Annotated in this window: 16 protein-coding genes; 3 read left to right on the top strand and 13 right to left on the bottom strand. The window is 39.1% G+C overall.

Annotated features, from left to right (window positions below):
* Positions 1–67: 67 nt before the first annotated feature.
* Positions 68–1,507: a glycosyltransferase family 4 protein gene (locus EL386_RS08620; protein ID WP_126455317.1), complete on the bottom strand. Its 1,440-nt coding sequence runs from the start codon at positions 1,505–1,507 to the stop codon at positions 68–70.
* 377 nt (positions 1,508–1,884) lie between these two features.
* Here EL386_RS08620 and EL386_RS08625 point away from each other — a divergent pair, with 377 nt between their 5' ends.
* From EL386_RS08625 to EL386_RS08635, 3 genes are all read left to right on the top strand, one after another.
* A complete protein-coding gene (locus EL386_RS08625) occupies positions 1,885–2,856 on the top strand; it encodes a radical SAM/SPASM domain-containing protein (RefSeq protein ID WP_197722043.1) in 972 nt (323 codons plus the stop codon).
* Positions 2,857–2,988: 132 nt separating this feature from the next.
* On the top strand, positions 2,989–4,647 hold the full coding sequence (locus EL386_RS08630) for a glycosyltransferase 61 family protein (protein ID WP_126455319.1): 1,659 nt from the start codon (positions 2,989–2,991) through the stop codon (positions 4,645–4,647).
* Between the two features lie 45 nt (positions 4,648–4,692).
* On the top strand, positions 4,693–5,379 hold the full coding sequence (locus tag EL386_RS08635; protein WP_126455320.1) for a WbqC family protein: 687 nt from the start codon (positions 4,693–4,695) through the stop codon (positions 5,377–5,379).
* 10 nt (positions 5,380–5,389) lie between these two features.
* Here the strand turns inward: EL386_RS08635 and EL386_RS08640 are convergent, their stop codons facing one another.
* From EL386_RS08640 to EL386_RS08695, 12 genes are read right to left on the bottom strand one after another with little or no spacing between them, the layout of a single operon-like run.
* On the bottom strand, positions 5,390–5,680 hold the full coding sequence (locus EL386_RS08640) for a hypothetical protein (RefSeq protein ID WP_126455322.1): 291 nt from the start codon (positions 5,678–5,680) through the stop codon (positions 5,390–5,392).
* The gene (locus EL386_RS08645) at positions 5,680–7,614 is read right to left on the bottom strand and encodes a carbamoyltransferase C-terminal domain-containing protein (RefSeq protein WP_126455324.1); all 1,935 of its coding nucleotides are present in this window, start codon (positions 7,612–7,614) and stop codon (positions 5,680–5,682) included. The genes EL386_RS08640 and EL386_RS08645 overlap by 1 nt, the downstream gene beginning before the upstream one ends.
* Before the next feature lie 26 nt (positions 7,615–7,640).
* Positions 7,641–8,777, bottom strand: a complete 1,137-nt coding sequence (gene rffA, locus EL386_RS08650) for a dTDP-4-amino-4,6-dideoxygalactose transaminase (RefSeq protein WP_126455326.1) — start codon at positions 8,775–8,777, stop codon at positions 7,641–7,643.
* Positions 8,777–9,622 (bottom strand): glycosyltransferase family 2 protein, encoded by an 846-nt coding sequence (locus tag EL386_RS08655; protein WP_126455328.1) that lies wholly within the window; start codon positions 9,620–9,622, stop codon positions 8,777–8,779. The genes rffA and EL386_RS08655 overlap by 1 nt, the downstream gene beginning before the upstream one ends.
* Positions 9,623–9,627: 5 nt before the next feature.
* A complete protein-coding gene (locus EL386_RS08660; RefSeq protein ID WP_126455330.1) occupies positions 9,628–10,764 on the bottom strand; it encodes a class I SAM-dependent methyltransferase in 1,137 nt (378 codons plus the stop codon).
* A complete protein-coding gene (locus EL386_RS08665; protein WP_126455332.1) occupies positions 10,751–12,331 on the bottom strand; it encodes a phosphotransferase in 1,581 nt (526 codons plus the stop codon). The genes EL386_RS08660 and EL386_RS08665 overlap by 14 nt, the downstream gene beginning before the upstream one ends.
* Complete coding sequence (locus EL386_RS08670; protein WP_172597673.1) at positions 12,328–12,675, bottom strand: cupin domain-containing protein; 348 nt, start codon at positions 12,673–12,675, stop codon at positions 12,328–12,330. Before EL386_RS08670 ends, EL386_RS08665 begins: the two co-directional genes overlap by 4 nt.
* 11 nt (positions 12,676–12,686) lie before the next feature.
* Positions 12,687–13,511: a glycosyltransferase family protein gene (locus EL386_RS08675; RefSeq protein ID WP_126455336.1), complete on the bottom strand. Its 825-nt coding sequence runs from the start codon at positions 13,509–13,511 to the stop codon at positions 12,687–12,689.
* Positions 13,511–14,677: a class II D-tagatose-bisphosphate aldolase non-catalytic subunit gene (locus tag EL386_RS08680; RefSeq protein ID WP_126455338.1), complete on the bottom strand. Its 1,167-nt coding sequence runs from the start codon at positions 14,675–14,677 to the stop codon at positions 13,511–13,513. The genes EL386_RS08675 and EL386_RS08680 overlap by 1 nt, the downstream gene beginning before the upstream one ends.
* Positions 14,674–15,207, bottom strand: a complete 534-nt coding sequence (locus EL386_RS08685; protein ID WP_126455340.1) for an HAD hydrolase family protein — start codon at positions 15,205–15,207, stop codon at positions 14,674–14,676. The genes EL386_RS08680 and EL386_RS08685 overlap by 4 nt, the downstream gene beginning before the upstream one ends.
* Positions 15,208–15,239: 32 nt before the next feature.
* Positions 15,240–16,862, bottom strand: a complete 1,623-nt coding sequence (locus EL386_RS08690) for a hypothetical protein (RefSeq protein WP_126455342.1) — start codon at positions 16,860–16,862, stop codon at positions 15,240–15,242.
* The gene (locus tag EL386_RS08695) at positions 16,859–17,830 is read right to left on the bottom strand and encodes a lysylphosphatidylglycerol synthase transmembrane domain-containing protein (protein ID WP_172597674.1); all 972 of its coding nucleotides are present in this window, start codon (positions 17,828–17,830) and stop codon (positions 16,859–16,861) included. The genes EL386_RS08690 and EL386_RS08695 overlap by 4 nt, the downstream gene beginning before the upstream one ends.
* Positions 17,831–17,834: the final 4 nt, after the last annotated feature.

Below are 17,834 nucleotides of genomic sequence, written 5' to 3' on the forward strand. Positions count from 1 at the left end.
TAATATCGTGACCATTGTCGTCCATTGAGGTTTTACCAACCATATCTCTATGTGCGCATTGCATGACTCACCACCATGACCTGAAACGTCTAAACGCCCGGTAAACTGTCCTAGAAAACAGCCTTCTTATATTTAACTGGCGTTCCATCCAAAGTGCCCATTCATCACTTTCGACAGAAAATGTGTCAGATAAATCATTAGGCTTAGGACGGCTGTGAACTACGCCATTGAGAATTCCTTGAAGATTTTTACCAGAGTGAAATTCTTCATAATGCATACGACCTAAACGACTTTCTTTTTCGAGATCAGTAGAGGTTACTGAAGCACAATAATTCAGTAATTCATCAGGAAAACGCCAACTAAAGGCTTCTGAGTAGGCAAGCTCAATCCCACTCAGGACTCGGGAGAAGATATGTCTATGCAAGGCCACCGGAATACCCGCCCCCATTGCTTCGATCAACGTCAGTCCCCCACCATACGGGAAAGATGCAACATACAAGTCAACCCGATAATCATATAGAGCCTTCCATATACTAGGCACCCAAGGCGTGTAAATAAACCGACCCGGCTGAATGCCATAACGCTTCAGTCCTCGTCGAATTTTAAACAGTGCCCACGGGGACAGCCGGCCAATATGGATGTGACGTCCTCCTGTAGCCTTCAGTAGTTTAGGCACTATATCAAGATAACTTATGAAGTAAGGAATTTCGATTTTGTTTGATCTGGCTGCCGTACAGGTAGTAAGTACCCCATCATGACAGAATGGCAAATCAGCGTGACGTTCTCCTTTATCCTCAACAGTCAGTGGAATATAGGTATTATCGATACCTAATACATCCCGGCAATGGTGATAGCCCATTGGATGAAAATCAATATGCTCCAAATGAGACAAATAAACACCCAAGCAAAGATGGTGGTCACCATGATGATAAAAGCTGGCATCAAGCTTCATCTCAGGCTGAATGGCCGCAATAGCGACACTATCCTGATGGTGATTGAATAAATAAACTTTTTTCGGATGAATATTTAAAAGGCGCTTCTGTAACCACGTTAACCGTTGTTGATAATTAGCCTTCGGTGCTTGCTCAAATACAATGTTGGTATATTTGGCTAAATAGTCAGAATCTGACCTTCCCGCCAACTCTGTCGACAAGATGATATGTTGCCCATCAGGTTGCGCTCTGATGAAGTCTTCAATGACGCGGGTGTGCCCGCCTGATTTTTGCAACTTGGTGACGATGTAAACAAAGCCTGACTGGTCCTGCTGCTCTTGTGACACATCTTCGTTTTCTCGTATAATTTCTGCAAGACTGGCTTTCCCGATGTGCTGGCATAGATCATCCAGCGTTTTAGAACCGAAAACCTGTGAGGTGCACAATGGTTCAGTAATAATGCGTTCTACAAAATCGTGAATCAATCGTAGCGCTTGATCAAGATGGCCTCTGCCAGTTAAGCGCGACACGTCCAGTTCAACAGAGTGCAAAGATTTGTGTCTTCTAACGTTCACTTTTCGGCTTCCGACTTATCTGCCTTGTAAAACTCTACTAAGTCCTTGGCAGAACCCAGTTTTTTCTAAGGTAATTTATGAGGAATTTCTTTTGAAAAAGTATCCCATTTGTATAAATCATATTTACTAAGTAAAATATGAAACTTAATCCTTATCAAAAGCTCCAGTATCCTTCATAATAATCGCTAGACGCGCTATTCAATCAATTAAATCCATGTAATATATAGATATGTAGTGAAAAAATATAATTTAGACCCTCAAGTAATAAATAGCTTATTCATATACGTATTAGTATACTTTCTTATAAATATTTTTTGCTTAATTTTACATTTTATATATAATTCTTTTGTATTTCAATAGGATAAGGTGAAAAATCAATGGCAAAAATTCAAAATGAATATGGTTTTCAAGGGAGACTCAGTTCTGACTTCCCTTCACAGATCATTATGGATATAACTGAAAGATGTAATCTCGCATGTATTCATTGCCCTCATCCTGAATTTACAAAGTCAGAGCATTACGCTGGTCGTTTTCTCCCCGTTGAATTAAACAAGAAATTAGTGGATGAGGTTAAAGAACACGGTAAAGGGACCACTCAATACATCAGATATACCAGCAATGGCGAACCATTAGTCCATCCTGATGCCTATGAAATGATTGATTATGCTGTTCGTGAGTCTGGTGTCTATGTCACCTTGACAACCAATGGCACAATCATGAAAGAAAGAAAAACCAGGAGACTCCTTGAAGCTGGTGTAAATATGATTGATATAAGTATTGATGCCTTTAAAAACGAAACTTACGAAAAAGTAAGAGTACGTGGCAACCTTGATGTAACTAGAACGAATGTATTAAACCTACTTAAATGGATAAACGAAATCGAATCACCAACAAAAGTCGTCGTCAGCTTTGTAGAACAACCACAAAATTCAGATGAAGTTAAAGACTTTGAAAAGTACTGGAATGATCAAGGCGTCGATAAGGTAGTCATAAGACGTCTTCACTCCGCCGCAGGTGAAGTTACTGAAATAGCGGATAAATTAAGAAAATCGAATGACGAAGCGCGGTATCCTTGTTTGTATCCATGGGAGAGAGTTTTAGTGAATACGGAGGGAGAGTTATGCTTCTGTCCCACAGACTGGTCTCGGAAAAGTGTACTCGCTAATTACGCAGATACGACAATAAAAGAGCTTTGGAGTAGTAAAGTTTATAATGATCTAAGAGAAGCTCATCTCAAGAACAACTTTACAAATCATTCGTTTTGTGGGAATTGTCCTGACTGGTCTGCAACACGCTGGCCTTGGCAGGGAAAAAGCTATGCGAACATGATTGAAGAATTTATAGAATAACATTGTTCGGATCTCATCTATATTTTTCATGGATACCGTTTCTGGTTTGCTTTTGTCCTGTGAATTTTATTCCTCTTTTCAGCCTATAGAATATGGCTCTGTTTAACTACGTATTTATTAGTGAACTATAGTATGGCTAATAGTACTTTATCACCTGAAGAACTAGTCCAATCCGGAAGGTATGGCGACGCACTCCGTTTGCTCTCTGATCTTGCAAAGAAGAACCCTTCAAATATTAATTTAAGTCTCGATGCAGCCAGATTACTAAGGCAAATGGGAAACCATGGACTCGCTATCGAAGTTTTAAACGAGGTGAGAGGCGTCCCATCTGTTCATTTATCCCTAACTAAGGCATATCTGAGCCAGTGTGATTATCGCAATGCTTTTCTGAACTACGAATTTTATCATCACAGCAGCAGCTTTAATAACAGTTCTTCATGGAACTGCGCTAGTGAACTGCAAAAATCAACAATAATTCTGGATATCCTGAATCAGCTTACTTTTGGCACTCCTGAGAGTGCAATCTCTATACTGCTCGGTTTCATACATAACTATCCATTCGAAGGCTGGTGGTCATATATCTGGATGTCTCACTGTCTTCGCGCAAAAAATGATTTCCAAGGATATCAGGATTGTTCAGTTGGAAAGATGGAGAGAGCGCTAGGAAAGGACTACTTCCCGTTAAATGATGACAGAACCGCATACATCCAAGAAATAGCTAATAAAAATCTAGCGACTATCAGATGTGTTCACTCCAATAGTAACATAGCCCCCGTAAGTCTAAACGCCAGTACTCCTCTAGGAGGCTTTACACCCAACCACCTAAAGCGAACAATTCCAAGTACCCATGATGATATAAATTTAATTTCACTTAAGAATGGACGCGCTTGCCTTCATCAGTGCGGTGTTGCCTTCTTTGATGAAAATGACAGATTTCTACCCGATATATCGAATGGTGATTCATCTATCATTGGTACATCAGATTTACTTCCTATATCAAAAAAAATTAAAGGCAACGTGTTGTTCCTGGCTAATGCTTATGCATGTGAGTTTTTTCATTGGGTGGCTGAAACATTGCCTAGAATTCTCTGCATGAAATCAAGCACTGCATCTATTGATTCAATTGACTATGTATTCCTGCGTCATGCCAACAATCTCCATATTAGTACCTTGAGTCTGCTCGGCATAGATAAATCTAAAATCATTACTTCTGAGGACTCTGGCATACATATCTCAGCTGATAACCTATTTCTAGTTGATGGTATTGATCCTGAATACCCCAGCTACGAAACAAATCCCTTCACAATAAATCTGATGAGAGATGCATTTTTGCATTTTGCAGAGGAAACCAGCAATAACCGAGATCTAAAGCACATATACATAAAGCGACGTGGCTTCTATGGTCGTGAAATTATAAATATCTCAGAACTCGAATCAATGCTCGATGAAGGTGGCTTTACAGGTGTATCACCGGAGAAAATGACCTTTCCTGAACAAATCTACCTATTTAATAATTGCACTGCTCTTATCGCTCCTGCTGGCGGTGCGCTGTCCAATCTTGTATTCGCTTCAAAGGATTTAAATCTGTGCGTTACATATCCACAATCAGCAACATGGAAATATTACTGGTCAATAAGCAACCACATCGGCTTTCGACATTATCATATAATAGGCAAAGAGCCTGATTGTAACTGGACGGTTGACCCTGACTGGATGGATATTGAGAATAACAGAAGTTACTTTGTAAATTTGGATGCTATAAAAGAGTTCTTAAAAAGAATATCATTATGAGCGAAAGTCTTTATTTTACATATAAAGAATTTATTGAGCTAAATTATGTCTAAAGTTGCGATCATACAATCTAACTATATCCCTTGGAAAGGCTACTTTGATATCATTAATTATGTTGATGCTTTTATTTTTCTTGATGATGTTCAGTATACAAACCGAGACTGGCGAAACCGCAATAAGATAAAGGGGAAACATGGTGAGAACTGGTTATCTATCCCAGTTGGTTCTAGCACAAAACGGCTTATAAATGAGGTTGAAGTCCTTGATAATTCATGGCCTGATATACATGCAAATCTTATAGAAGAATATTATAGAACAGCACCTTTCTATAGCGACTATAGCTTTCTTGTGAATGAATTATATAAGAATGCAACCATAACGAATCTTTCAAAGTACAACCAATATGTCATCCGATTTATTTCAGATGTCTTGGGCATAAAAACGTCATTTTATAATTCATCTCAATTCAATGCTATAGGAGCAAAAGATGAAAAGCTTATAAACCTACTTACAGCAGTTGATGCAACAGAGTATGTAAGCGGGCCAGCAGGGAAAAATTATATAGACAGCAATAAATTTTCTGAAAAAAATATAAAGCTCTCATTTTTTGACTACTCTGGTTATAGAGAGTACAAGCAGCTAAGCGAGCCATTTAATCACTATGTGAGCATTCTTGATTTATTTTTTTGCACTGGCGATAAAGCTAGTGACTATATGCTGACATTTACCTGAAAACTTTCAATCAGGTCTTTTTTCTAAATGGGATATTCGATAATGAAAATAGTACAACCTCTGCCCTCGTTCTTTGCATAAGTTTCATCTCGTCTATTTTCGAAACTATACCATGGTGCAAGACCCTATTATTCCCTGATTCTTCATTATTCCCTGATTCTTCATTATTCCCTGATTCTTCATTATTCCCTGATTCTTCTTGCCTCAGTCCAAGTTTATAATACAGTCGATTTCGTATTGCCAATAAATTATGCGTCAATGACCACAACAACAGAAATCTTTTTAACGGCCCGTCTTTCATTACAATTTCCTTGTTAACTTATACCCTGGGAAAAATAATGCATCTATATCTGTACTTAATAGAAACTCAATTGCATGTCCAGGCAATTCCACTACTGGTTCTCCCGGCCCGTTAAATGAAGTATTCATAAGTACTGATGTTCCAGTAATTTCTTTGAACTTTGTTAGAAGCTCAAAGAATCCTCCACAGTCCTTGTTTACCATTTGGACACGCGCTGATCCATCCACATGAGTTGTCGCCGGAGTATCTTTTGTTCTTGTCATAAAATTAAACAGCATAAAATATGATGCTTGGCCTAGATTTTCGAAATGCTCTTCTATATCATCTTCAAGGATTACAGGGGCAAGCGGTCGCCATAACTCGCGCGTCTTGATGATATTCACACGTTCCCAGTTTTCATGATGTTTAGGATTAGATACGATAGAGCGGTGACCTAATGCACGCGGGCCAATCTCACTCCGCCCCTCAAACCACGCTATTATATTATTTTTTGACAGCATTTCCGCTGCTTCACTGGCTGAATTTTCAAGTTTTTCGACATTTATTTTAGTATTGTACTTTTCTAGTGCTTTTTCTATGACATCCCGTCGAGAACTGCTATTAAGGCCGAGGTATGCCTGCGCAGGAGATGTGCACTCTCGAGGTGTTCTATCTTTTTCGAGCATATTGAAATACAGCGCGAGTGCTGCGCCAGCTGATAGGCCACCATCATGAACAGCCGGAGGTACAAACAAATTATCAAACGGCCCTGTTTTCAATATACGACTATTTGCCGGGCAGTTCAGTGCAAAACCTCCTGAAAAACACAGGTTCTGACTTCGTATGTTACTCCTAGCCATTGATTCGTAGAGCGTTTCAATTGTCCGTGACAAAACTTCTTCTGCAAGTCTTTGAGTACTTGCCGCAATATCCACATTGACAGGTGCTAGGATTCTTTCCGGATCGCCCAGTGGTGTCATGTCGTAACCTCTTTCCTCCGCTTCCCTGACGCAGTGGTCAAACCATTCTTTTGCTGACACCTTTCCCGTATCGTACCAGTTACCAACAAAGTCTGTTGTAAAGAACTTCGGCTTACCGTAAGCAGAAAGTCCCATTAGTTTGCCCGCACCTCCAATGCCCCCCAGACCTATCAAGTAACCTGTGTAATCGTATATTTCACCAACAGACAAATGATGAGGAGTCAATGTAAATAACTTATTACCCTCCCCGTATGCGAACACGCCACAGCCATAATGTCCGCCGCCACCACCACCATCATGGGTAAAGATCGCAGCATTTTCATATGGACTTTCATAGAAGCTATATGCGGCATGTGCAAAATGATGTGCAAAAAAGTAGCACGCTACCTTCTTGCCAAGGATAGTCAGAGTGCCAGGGTAATGGAAACCCTGGCGTACAGCGTCATCTGACAAAACCCCCTGGTAATCTGTATGACTCATATCATCTAATGATGTGACACTCTGCCAAAGAGTATTATCAATATAATGCTCAAATCCACCGTAGTAGTGTTTCTTGCTTGTGAAGACTTCTTCCGCTTCAGGAAGTAATGGCGGATAAAATTTATTTTCTTTATCAAGAAAAACCTTCTCGCCCCAACCAGATGCCCTTTCAGACATCATATCTGAATCAACTTTCAACCTGTCTGTCATTGTGCAGGGCAAAATATGGTCTGGGTGCGAATCCAGATTAACAGACAAATTATCGCTATCCAGAAAGATATATTCCATTAACTGTGTAGTCGTTACCGCACAGTAATCAATATCATCAGTTGATAAATTGACATCTTTAAGACAATCTACAATATCATCTGATCGCAATCCGACTACATGCTTAACCCTTGCAAAACGTTCGCGTTCTACGCATATCAGGATTTCTCCATCCTTTATAACTGAAATAGAAGCATCATGACCAAAATGAAGACCTAAAATTATCATTTTATGGGTTTTCCCGTGTATCTCTGTCAGTAGTTACTACAGAAAGACTGTATGGCTGTGATGACCGTTTCCTGTTCAAAATATGACATATGAGCATAAAGTGGTAGCCTAACAATGCGCGAGGCGATGTCCGAAGTTATACTCAAGTCAGTTCCGTTCTTCGCGTATTTCTTTCCGGCAGGCGATTCATGAAGAGGGATATAATGAAAGACAACAGATATACCCGCTTTATTTAGCTCACCTATTGCCCTGTCCCGTATCTTCATACTTGGAAACAGTAAATAAAAAATGTGTCCATTATGGTCACAATCCGCTGGAACACATGGCCTTACAACTTTCTCAGTCTCTTCCAGATCCTTAAAGGCTGCGTAATATTTATCCCAAAGTTTGATGCGCTTTCTGGTTATTTCAGAAGATCTTCCTAGTTGTACAGTCAAAAGTGCGGCAGTGATTTCGCTTGGTAGGCACGACGAGCCAATTGATTTCCATGTGTATTTATCAACCTTGCCAGTAAAAAACTTCCTCCTGTCGGTACCTTTCTCCCAAAAAATTTCCGCCTCTTCAATGTACTCTTCATTATTTATAAGAAGAGCTCCGCCCTCGCCTGAAACTATATTCTTGGTTTCATGAAAACTGTATGCACCCATATCCCCAATAGAGCCAAGACTACGCCCTTTATACGTTGAACAGATCCCTTGAGCGGCATCCTCGATAACAGAAAGTGAATTGGCCTTTGCTATATCCATTATATAATCCATCTCACAAGCTACACCTGCATAATGGACGGGTAGTATGGCCCTGGTTTTGTCACCAATTGCTTCCTCTATCCTAGACTCATCTATGTTAAGCGTGTCCTCCCGTATATCTACAAAAACGGGCACACCACCTCTTAACGCAATAGCATTAGCTGTCGATACAAAGGTGTAGGATGGCATTATAACTTCATCACCCGGCTGTATATTTATTAAGCAAGCAGCCATTTCCAATGCGGTGGTACATGATTGTGTAAGTAGCGCTTGCGAACAGCCAGTGTTATTTTCAAGCCATCTATGACATTCATCAGTATAATTTCCGCCACCTGCGAATCGCCCACTGTTAACCACCTCTACTAATACAGCAGATTCTTCAGGACCTATCGTTGGGCAGCTAAATGGGATGCTCATCAATATTTACTACACTGTAACTCTATTATAAATTTTCGGTTTTCAGGAAATGGTTCTATTTGAAAGATATTCTCAGGATTCTTATTCAAGATAGTATTTCTAAACCAGTATAAAACAAGCATCCGTAAGAGGATTAGTCCGTAACGTATCAGTGGTACAGTAGAATCCGCATCAGAATCTTCCCACTTCATAGGCACTTCTTGAATCCTGATACCTGACAGCCCATATAAAAGTATATTGAGCTGTGGGTGGAACTGCCATGAATTAGATAGCCCGAGAAATGGTATTTTTTCTAAAATTTCTCTTCGAACAATTATCATCGCCGTTCCAGAATCAGACATTTTATGCCCTGAGCATAGCCGTGTAGTAATGTTAAAAAAATAATTACCGAACTTTCGTAACGTACTATAGTTTTCAATGCTACTTTCTGATTTAAAACGACTCGCCAAGACGAGATCCGTCAAAGGTGATAGCTTCACTGGTTCTATCAACTTTTCCATTAACCATGCAGGAGCTACCTGATAATCCCCGTGAATAACCATAACATGTGACACGTCTCTCGATAGAAAATATTCAAAACCAGCTTTGATACTGCAGCCATACCCATAATTTTCTGCATGCAACACAAGAGTCACACAGTCTGAAAGTTCCTTATTATCATGCAAATACTTGCGGATAATTGATATGGTTTTATCATCGCTGTGATTATCAATTATTAAAATTTCAGATATTCCTTCAAATAAATTCTGCGCAATACTCTCCATGACCTTCAGGATCGTTTTCTCCACATTAAATACAGGAATAACAAGACCTACTTTCATTATATTTTCATCTTTTTCAGCCATATTACTTACTCAAGAAACTTAGTGTTCTCATTAATATTTGTCAGGATATCATCTTTAATTTCCTGATTATAAACACCTGCTTTCAAAATGACGCAGGGATTATTTACACCTCTGAGAACAGAAGGTGATTGCACCATCAAATTTGTTCCGTAGAGACGTCTCCCTTGTTTATTCTTGTCATTATCAAGAAGTGAGACAATTTTGCTAGTATCAAGCCCAAAAGCAATTAAATACTGGGCAAAAACATGTGCGCCAAAAAGATACACAGGCTGATCCATGTTCTGAATTATAAAGTTTAACTCTGAAATAAGATCCTGATGATACTTCACGTATTCTTCGTAAAGTGCTTTATTCTTTTGGTACAAGTCGGGTGCCAATTCGGTCGGCTGCACTGATTTATCTCGAATTGCTGCATAAAAAATACTATGGTCGTCCATGAAATACTCCTTGGACGCCAATCTAAAGCCATGTTTTGCCAAAAGAAACTCTACATATGATTCTGTAAGGAAAACAGTATGCTCGAAATTTATACAATTAGTATACTTCCTTTCAAGCATGACCTGCATATTTGGTAGAGAAAAAATCAGGCTCTTACCTTCTTCCATAAAGTCGGCCAAATGCTTCATAAATTGATCAGGCTGATAAATATGCTCAAAAACATGCGAATGAACAAGTGCATCAAAAGGCTCATTATACGAAAACTTGTCATCAAAAAAGCCTTTTATAAAATGAGCCTTGCTTCCTTCGACTGGCGATGGATTAGGTTCAAGAATAGTCCATGGGATAGCACCAAAAGATTGGTATTCTTTTTCCAAAATACCATGCGCTCCACCTACTTCAAAAACAGAAGACGGATTTATTTTTTTAATAAAGTTTGCGAATGATTTGTGATGTTTATCCCATAAAGCACCTACTGCACCCGCCCCGTGTGATTCAGGGTACAGAACATCTAGCGGTAATAGACTTTTTAGTTGAATCAGTCCTGTACTACGGCTTATCCACCAACTCATATCTTGTTTAAGATCGTTTTCTTCCGGTTGTTCCATACACCCCATAAAAACCGGAAAATCCGGAAAAGTATAAAGGTGCTCGAGATCGTTGTCCTCTAAAAGCACGCAGTGTGTCCTTTCAATTAGCTGCATTATTATCTAGCTCCTTAAACAGCATTGTCTTACCAAGCGCATAAAGTAATAGTGAATAGGGGTGGTGGTGTAGTGCTGCTATATTTAAATATACTAAAGCAGTCATTATCCAAACCTTTTTACGATCATAACCTTCAAGCTCCAGCCATGAATCAAAACGTTGTTCACACTCCACCAATACCTGTTTACGAAGGAAATCATAGCGTATTTCATTCTTCTCCCATTCAACAGAAAATAACTCTCGTGTGATCAATTCATGACTTATAATTAATCCGTGTAGGAGCTTAGCGAAATCATAATAAATATCGCCATTAGAAAGATCCCCACCGAAGTCTTGTCTCCAGTCGAGAAAAGAAAACCTTTGTTTACTTTCAGACCAAAGAATATTTTCAAAATGAAAGTCGCCATGGAAGCGGCCGGGCAATCCATCTACCATCCATTCCCAATTTATAGAATCCAGAAGCTCTTTAAGCTTTGGCATCGGCATACCGTTTATTACTTCATCGCCATCTTGCCGGTCAAAATTCTTATAAAACAATTCAACTCTTTCCATTGTCTTATCACGGTAAAAGCTCATACAAGCATGGTGAAAGCTTTGTAGTTCGTCAGGTTTTAAAGTGTGTGGCTCCCAAAACATTTTGGCGTGTTCAAGGAAACGCTCGAACAAGGGAGGATTTATTACTTCTGACAGAACTCTTCCCTTTACCAAAGAATATTTATACATGTGAGGCTGATATCCTACGATTTCAGGGACATAGCCGCCCAGTTCTTTAGCTCGCTTTACGCGGTTCTCAATGAATTTCTCATCATCAGAAAATTTGATCGCCTGATCCCCGACAAACCAGATTGCTTCATTGGCCTTTTCCAGAATATTAGGTGCATCTGGCTCAGTGTATATTTCACGGGTTCTTGTTAGGCTTTCTATATTGCCTGTGTCATACCATGTAAATTGATAAGCTTTTATCTTATTAGTTACTAAGCCACGCAAACCATGCGCTTCACCTGTTTGAATAACCAGTTCATTCTTCTCATCCATAGCAGACCAGAATGTTTTAAAATCATGAATACCAGCAAGGCCGATGTATGGCTTATGTGATCCTGCTTTTCCTTCTCCTTTCTCACAAATTGCGTTCACCATACCTGACTGGACTTTAAGGGTTCTGTATGGGAGAAGATCATCGCACTCAGCATATGCCATCCAGTTTACATCTGGTCCTGGTATATCTTCTTTCACTAAAGTATCGCAGGAAATAAAGACAAATGGTTCTTGTAAGTATTCTCTACATGATAACAAGCTTAACCCCAAGCCAGAGCCAGGCCCTTCAAATGGCTCTACTTCGGCAAAAAAAAACTTTCGATCCTGATAAGCAAGTTCCAGGAACTCACGCACAAGATGTCCTTTATGACCAAGGGCAACTACAAACTCCACATCTTCTGGAAACTGTTCAATCACGTGAGAGAGCGTTGGTCGGTTAGCTATGCTAACCAAGGATTTATTTACAAATTTAGTCAAACCGCCAAGCCGGGATCCTGTTCCGGCAGTCGGAATACAAACCCTATAGCTCATTGAGGCGCCCTTTCGTAATCATCCACCAGTCTAACTACATCGTCCATTTCTGGAGTGCTGGCTTCAAGATAAACACTGTCTTCGACCGCTTCCATCCTATGGATAACGCCAGCTGGGAGAGTGATATATTCGCCACCTTTAAATACTCGTGACTCCAATTCATCTTGATTTGAACCGCTATAGATACGTAGTTGTCCACTTAATACATATATAGTTTCGCACTTAATGTTGTGGTACTGGAGGCTGCAGCGATGACCTTTCAGCATTGTTAGCTTTTTCATCATATAGCGGTCATTAATTTCAATAACTTCCTCTTTACCCCAAGGCTTATCAATGATTTCCATAATAGTTTATCCTATATTTGATACTGTTTAAATTCAGGGTGAAAATCAAAAAAACGGTCATAAAAGCTTTTAACATACTGTTGCATTGCCCAATGACTATTGAAACCATATTTGTTACGCATCCAGCGCTGACCTTCTTCGATATACAATCTGAGATTTTCCTCATACCCTTCAGTCTTGATCAGGTCTGCCTGATTAATAAGATATGACTCATTTTCATCGACCAAAACCTCACTAGTAATGGCTGCAGCCCAGTCATTCGCATAAGATTTGGCAATCAGTTCATGTTCAGAGCCGTATCCTCTAAAGTTAATCCCATCAAATAGAAAACTCATAAAGTCTGGTTTTTCTATATTTATTATATCTTCAATAAATTCACGCCTCAGTAACAATGCATTATTATGTATAAACCAGAAGTATTTTGTCTTTTGTTCTTGGAGCAATAATTTCTCTCCCCATCGTTTTCCACATGGGGATAAAATACCCATTCTTGGATGCTTATCTATCAACCTCATCAGCGGGTTTAATGTTGATATTTTTTCCAACTCTGTATCATTTGTGAGCAAGAAAAATGCGTCATACTGCTTAAACTTTCCTTCTTTCCATAACTGACTCAAACCAAAATTCATGCCTCTTGGAAACCTTAACCCATGATATATCGCGTCCGGCCAATCTGCATGCCATGTCATATTACGAGATAGTCGCCCCACATCAGAACCCGCCTCAACAACAAAAATATCAGTCATATCACCATCATACTCAGACAGGTGATCACATAATTTATCAGTAACATCTGGTAAATTTCGATTTAGTATAATGGTTGCTACTCTTTTCATCACTCTCTCACCAAACGAAAGCTCTTAAGATATCTCATAATCGCTTGCTTAACTTGTCCCTTCAGGAACTGATCAAGGTCAATACCTTTACTTATAAGCTTCTTACTCGCCTCAGCTTTTAACTCAATACACTCAGGATTTGAAAAATTATAGTGACCTGCAATAATTGCACGATCTCGATCTGTAGCTAAAGTTCCTTCAATCATCCACTTGCTCCATTTATTAGAGTCATATGATAATTGAAGAAATTTTTCAGCTAACTTATTAAGCCCATTTTCTTCAAGAACAGACATCAGTGCGCGCGTCTCGCTTACACCAAATTCAGGGGCAACATTGGCAGCATGAATCCCCAGTCTTGGGTGCCATTGCAATGCAGTGTCGGATAAATAATCGGTATTATGTTCTTTCATAAAGATCCCATACCTATTACATATGTCGATCATCTTCGGCAATTGAATTTCAGCTGGCAATTCATCTGCCACTCGAATAGGGACATCAAACGAACCAATGTTTCGCATTTCCATTACCCGTGTACCACATTGAATTACTACAAAGGTAGGGGCTGGAAAGTTATTCTTCTTGCAGAAGTTTTGCATTGCACTTAATGTGTAGTCCAACTCCTCCTGGCTATTTGTACTACCGCTCTGCTCCTCCGTACCTATTTCAAAAATCACTTCCTTGCCTAGCTTTTGGGCTTGAGTCCAACAGAACTCATATAACTCAAAAACTCTATCCAAAACTTCATCAACAGCAGGTCTATCATGTATATCTACACTAGGATCAATATGTAAAACCTGAAAGCCTGCTTCAATATCTGCAAGATATGATGACTTGGCAGACTCCATAGCTCTTCGTAAACTCAAATCCTCTTCTATTTCTTTGCTATTCTGCCATGGCCCGCCATGATCACGCGCTAATAAGATCTTTCCTTTTGTGTCTCGATCTATTACATAGCTTGCAAAATCAGCAGTACTCCAGTTATTTACATACCCTCCCCCAAACTCATCAGAGTCAATTTGCCTTCGACTTGCAATTAGGAACAAAGGTATATTATGTGTATTCGCCAATTCAATCGCCGCATCAACGCAATTCACACTCATGGGACCCACACCCAGTAAAGTGCATCTTCTGTTTTTTAAAAACGTCTCCAGCCGTTCCTGAATCATACCGTCCATTCCCCGGAAAGTTTTGATTGTGAATTTGGAGCTTCATTTGGGTCGAAGGGTGTAAAAAATACTTCCAAAACATGGAGACATGCTTCTGCTACTGCACGATCGGCTCCAGATCTTTGCGTCACAAAATTAGCATGCTTTTTAGCAACATCATCAGCATTAGAGGGAGCAATAGCGTAACCCACTTTTTTCATAACGTAATGATCAAAAATACCGTCACCCATATAAATTACTTCACTTGCATCATACTGTTCTTCAATCCAGTTTATTCGCCTTATCGTGCTAACTATATCTAAAGGAAACCCCATATCATCAACAATTCGTTTTTTGCTAATTGGAAAACCTTTCTTATCTCCCGTAACAAAGCGAATATCGATGTGCGATTTCAGCAAAGAAAGTCCATCATTATCATCAGGACCAAATACCTTCATTGCCTTTCCATCAGCAGTATAAAGAAACTGACCAGTGGTCATTACACCATCCACATCCAGAATGAAACATTTTGGTTTTATATTAGACTTCATTTATAACACCTTCTCTTCCATAATCCTTCTTATTACTCTTCCAACTTATAAAGGAGAGCATCATATCCTTCATAAATCAAACTGTATTTTCGACCATAATACTCTCCTTTCTTGTAGAGTATTTCACGAGTCATTTCCTCTAGATCTGCGCCTGTTAACCCACTAATATCAAACCCCTCCTTACGAACTGAACTCGATACGCGCTTGCCATAATAGTCTCTAGAATTTAGTAAAATATAATCAAATCTACCCCAAGTTGATTTTTCCTTCAAATCCCCATAGTTGATAGCCACGTCAACTCCCTCCATAAACCTGGTTGCAGGGAAAATAGAACTGCTATCTTGCAATATACGAACAGGGCGCTTCAATGGTGTAACTAAAGCCCTCATCTCCTCGAGAGCCTTAATCTGCCTAATAACTCTTTCGCTTTTGGCTATTTCAAAGAAGTTTATAGTATATACACTAAATAATTGCTTTCTATAATCATAACCAAGAATAAGACCTGTAATAACTATTGAATAAACGATCGTAACTTTTACCGCAGATGGAAATTTCAAATTTACTATGCCTAGAAAACCTAATGGCAATAAAAAACCGAGACTTATCAAATAGGTTGCAATATAGATTGGCGCCTTATCTACAGCTATTACAACGGCCGTAATAGAAACAATAATTGTTATAAATATATAAAGAGTAATATAACTACGATTTTTCAGGTCATTAAAAGCAAGGATAATAAATAGAAGAAAAACAAATAATAATGTAAAGGGGCTTAGATAAAAACCCAATCCATCAACGATTAATGTCGATACCTGGTGCCCACCCGTGCTTGCCATATTTTTAAATAAAACAAAAGTTCTATATGTTGCTCCCAACTCATCTATGAAGAAAGGGAATAATAAAATTCTAGGTGCCGTACAGGCTGCAGCAGTAACAATAGTAATTACAATATAAGTCAGTATGCTCTTAATTAACCTTTTATCACCCTGCTGCCTGAGTCTGGTCAATAACACCAACCCCAGCAATGGAAGAATAATGACACTAGTAAGCTTAAATCCCACGGCTAACCCTGCAACCAGCGATGATAAAACCTGAGACCTATATTCCAGCGTAGAACCACGAAGAAGAATATAAAACGATAAAAGACCTAAAAATACGACTTGCGCATTTACATGGTACTTTGTTGCTATAATTGGAACCATAGGCATGGCAGCAATTGAAATTAGTACCGCGTACTTTATGGAGCCAGCATCAGGGCGTATTCGATCAATTATCAAACTTACTACATAAATACTTAAAAAAACAAAAATTAACGATATCTGTCGGCCGGCTATAATTAATATTTGAGCATTGTCTATAAAATACAATGGCAAAAGAATTATTGCATTTATTAACCAATAAGCATTTCCATATGCATAGTCAAAGAACCCGAAAACTCGCTTCCAATCACCAGAAAGAATGGCTTTTTGCATGCTTCGTAATGAGTCTTGCATAGCATAATCATCGATACTCCTTAGTGATAGCACTTCCCAACTGTCTGACATCACAAAGTTCTCAGCAAAAAGGTAGCAAAAAATTGAAATTAATACCCCTAACTGAGCATAAATCCAAAATTTATATCCGGCATTATTTTTCCATCCTTCAGCTACATTCATACTGATGCCTTTACAGGTTTTTTTATATCATTTTCTTGGATAAGTATATTCGACCTATGTGCCTTTCTTGTAATCCAAAACCATGCACCTGGTAAACTTGATATAATAGCAACGATTCCTAAACATATTGATATCAAAAATGCATCAGATTCTGACATGCCGAAAAGGGGCCATAAGCTAATCATAACAAGTTCACGAATACCCCAACCATTTATTGAAATGGGAACTGCAGATGTCAAAATGATGATCGGCATTATCAACCACCACATCCAGAATGAAGACTGCACACCAATAGCCAGACTTAAAAAAAATGCTGACAGTATTACCAATCCGTGACCCGTCACCCCAAAGACTAATGATTTAGCTATTAATGGGATAGATATGTTTATTTTATTAAGACTTAATCTGCTCATCAGGCGTCCTAAAGCTTCATTTGCAGTAAATAGCTTAAGAAACCTTAAGGCTAGAAAACCTGCTGTTAATGACATAAAAACACCTATCAAAAACCATTCAGCCCAAACTATCATTTCTTTTGGTAAAAAAGTCATAAGTATAGGCACCGCGATTACAACCATAAATACAACCGCAAATAATGAGACAAAACGGTCCATTATTAAGCTTGCAATTACCCGCTTATTACTTGTTCCCATGTTCCAAATCATCCATCCGCGAACAACATCTGCACCTATTGCCCCCGGTAATACCTGACCAACAAAGAGCCCGGCAAAAGTGGCTTGTGTTGCAACAAAGAATGAAATATTCACGCTAAGCATTTCGGCGAGAAACTTCCAGCGATTTCCGATCGCAGGCACCGCTAACACTGCAAAGATAATTGCAATTAACAAATAAATGGGTTCTATTACTTTGATAGTCGATACAAGCTCGACAATATCAAACCTCCTCCCTATGGCATAAAGTATGCCGCCAGATATAGCAAGTTTGCTTACGATCAATAATTTTTTAAGCATTATC

Origin of the sequence: Sulfuriflexus mobilis, from assembly GCF_003967195.1 — a bacterium.
In the GTDB taxonomy this organism is placed as follows: Bacteria; Pseudomonadota; Gammaproteobacteria; order AKS1; family AKS1; genus Sulfuriflexus; species Sulfuriflexus mobilis.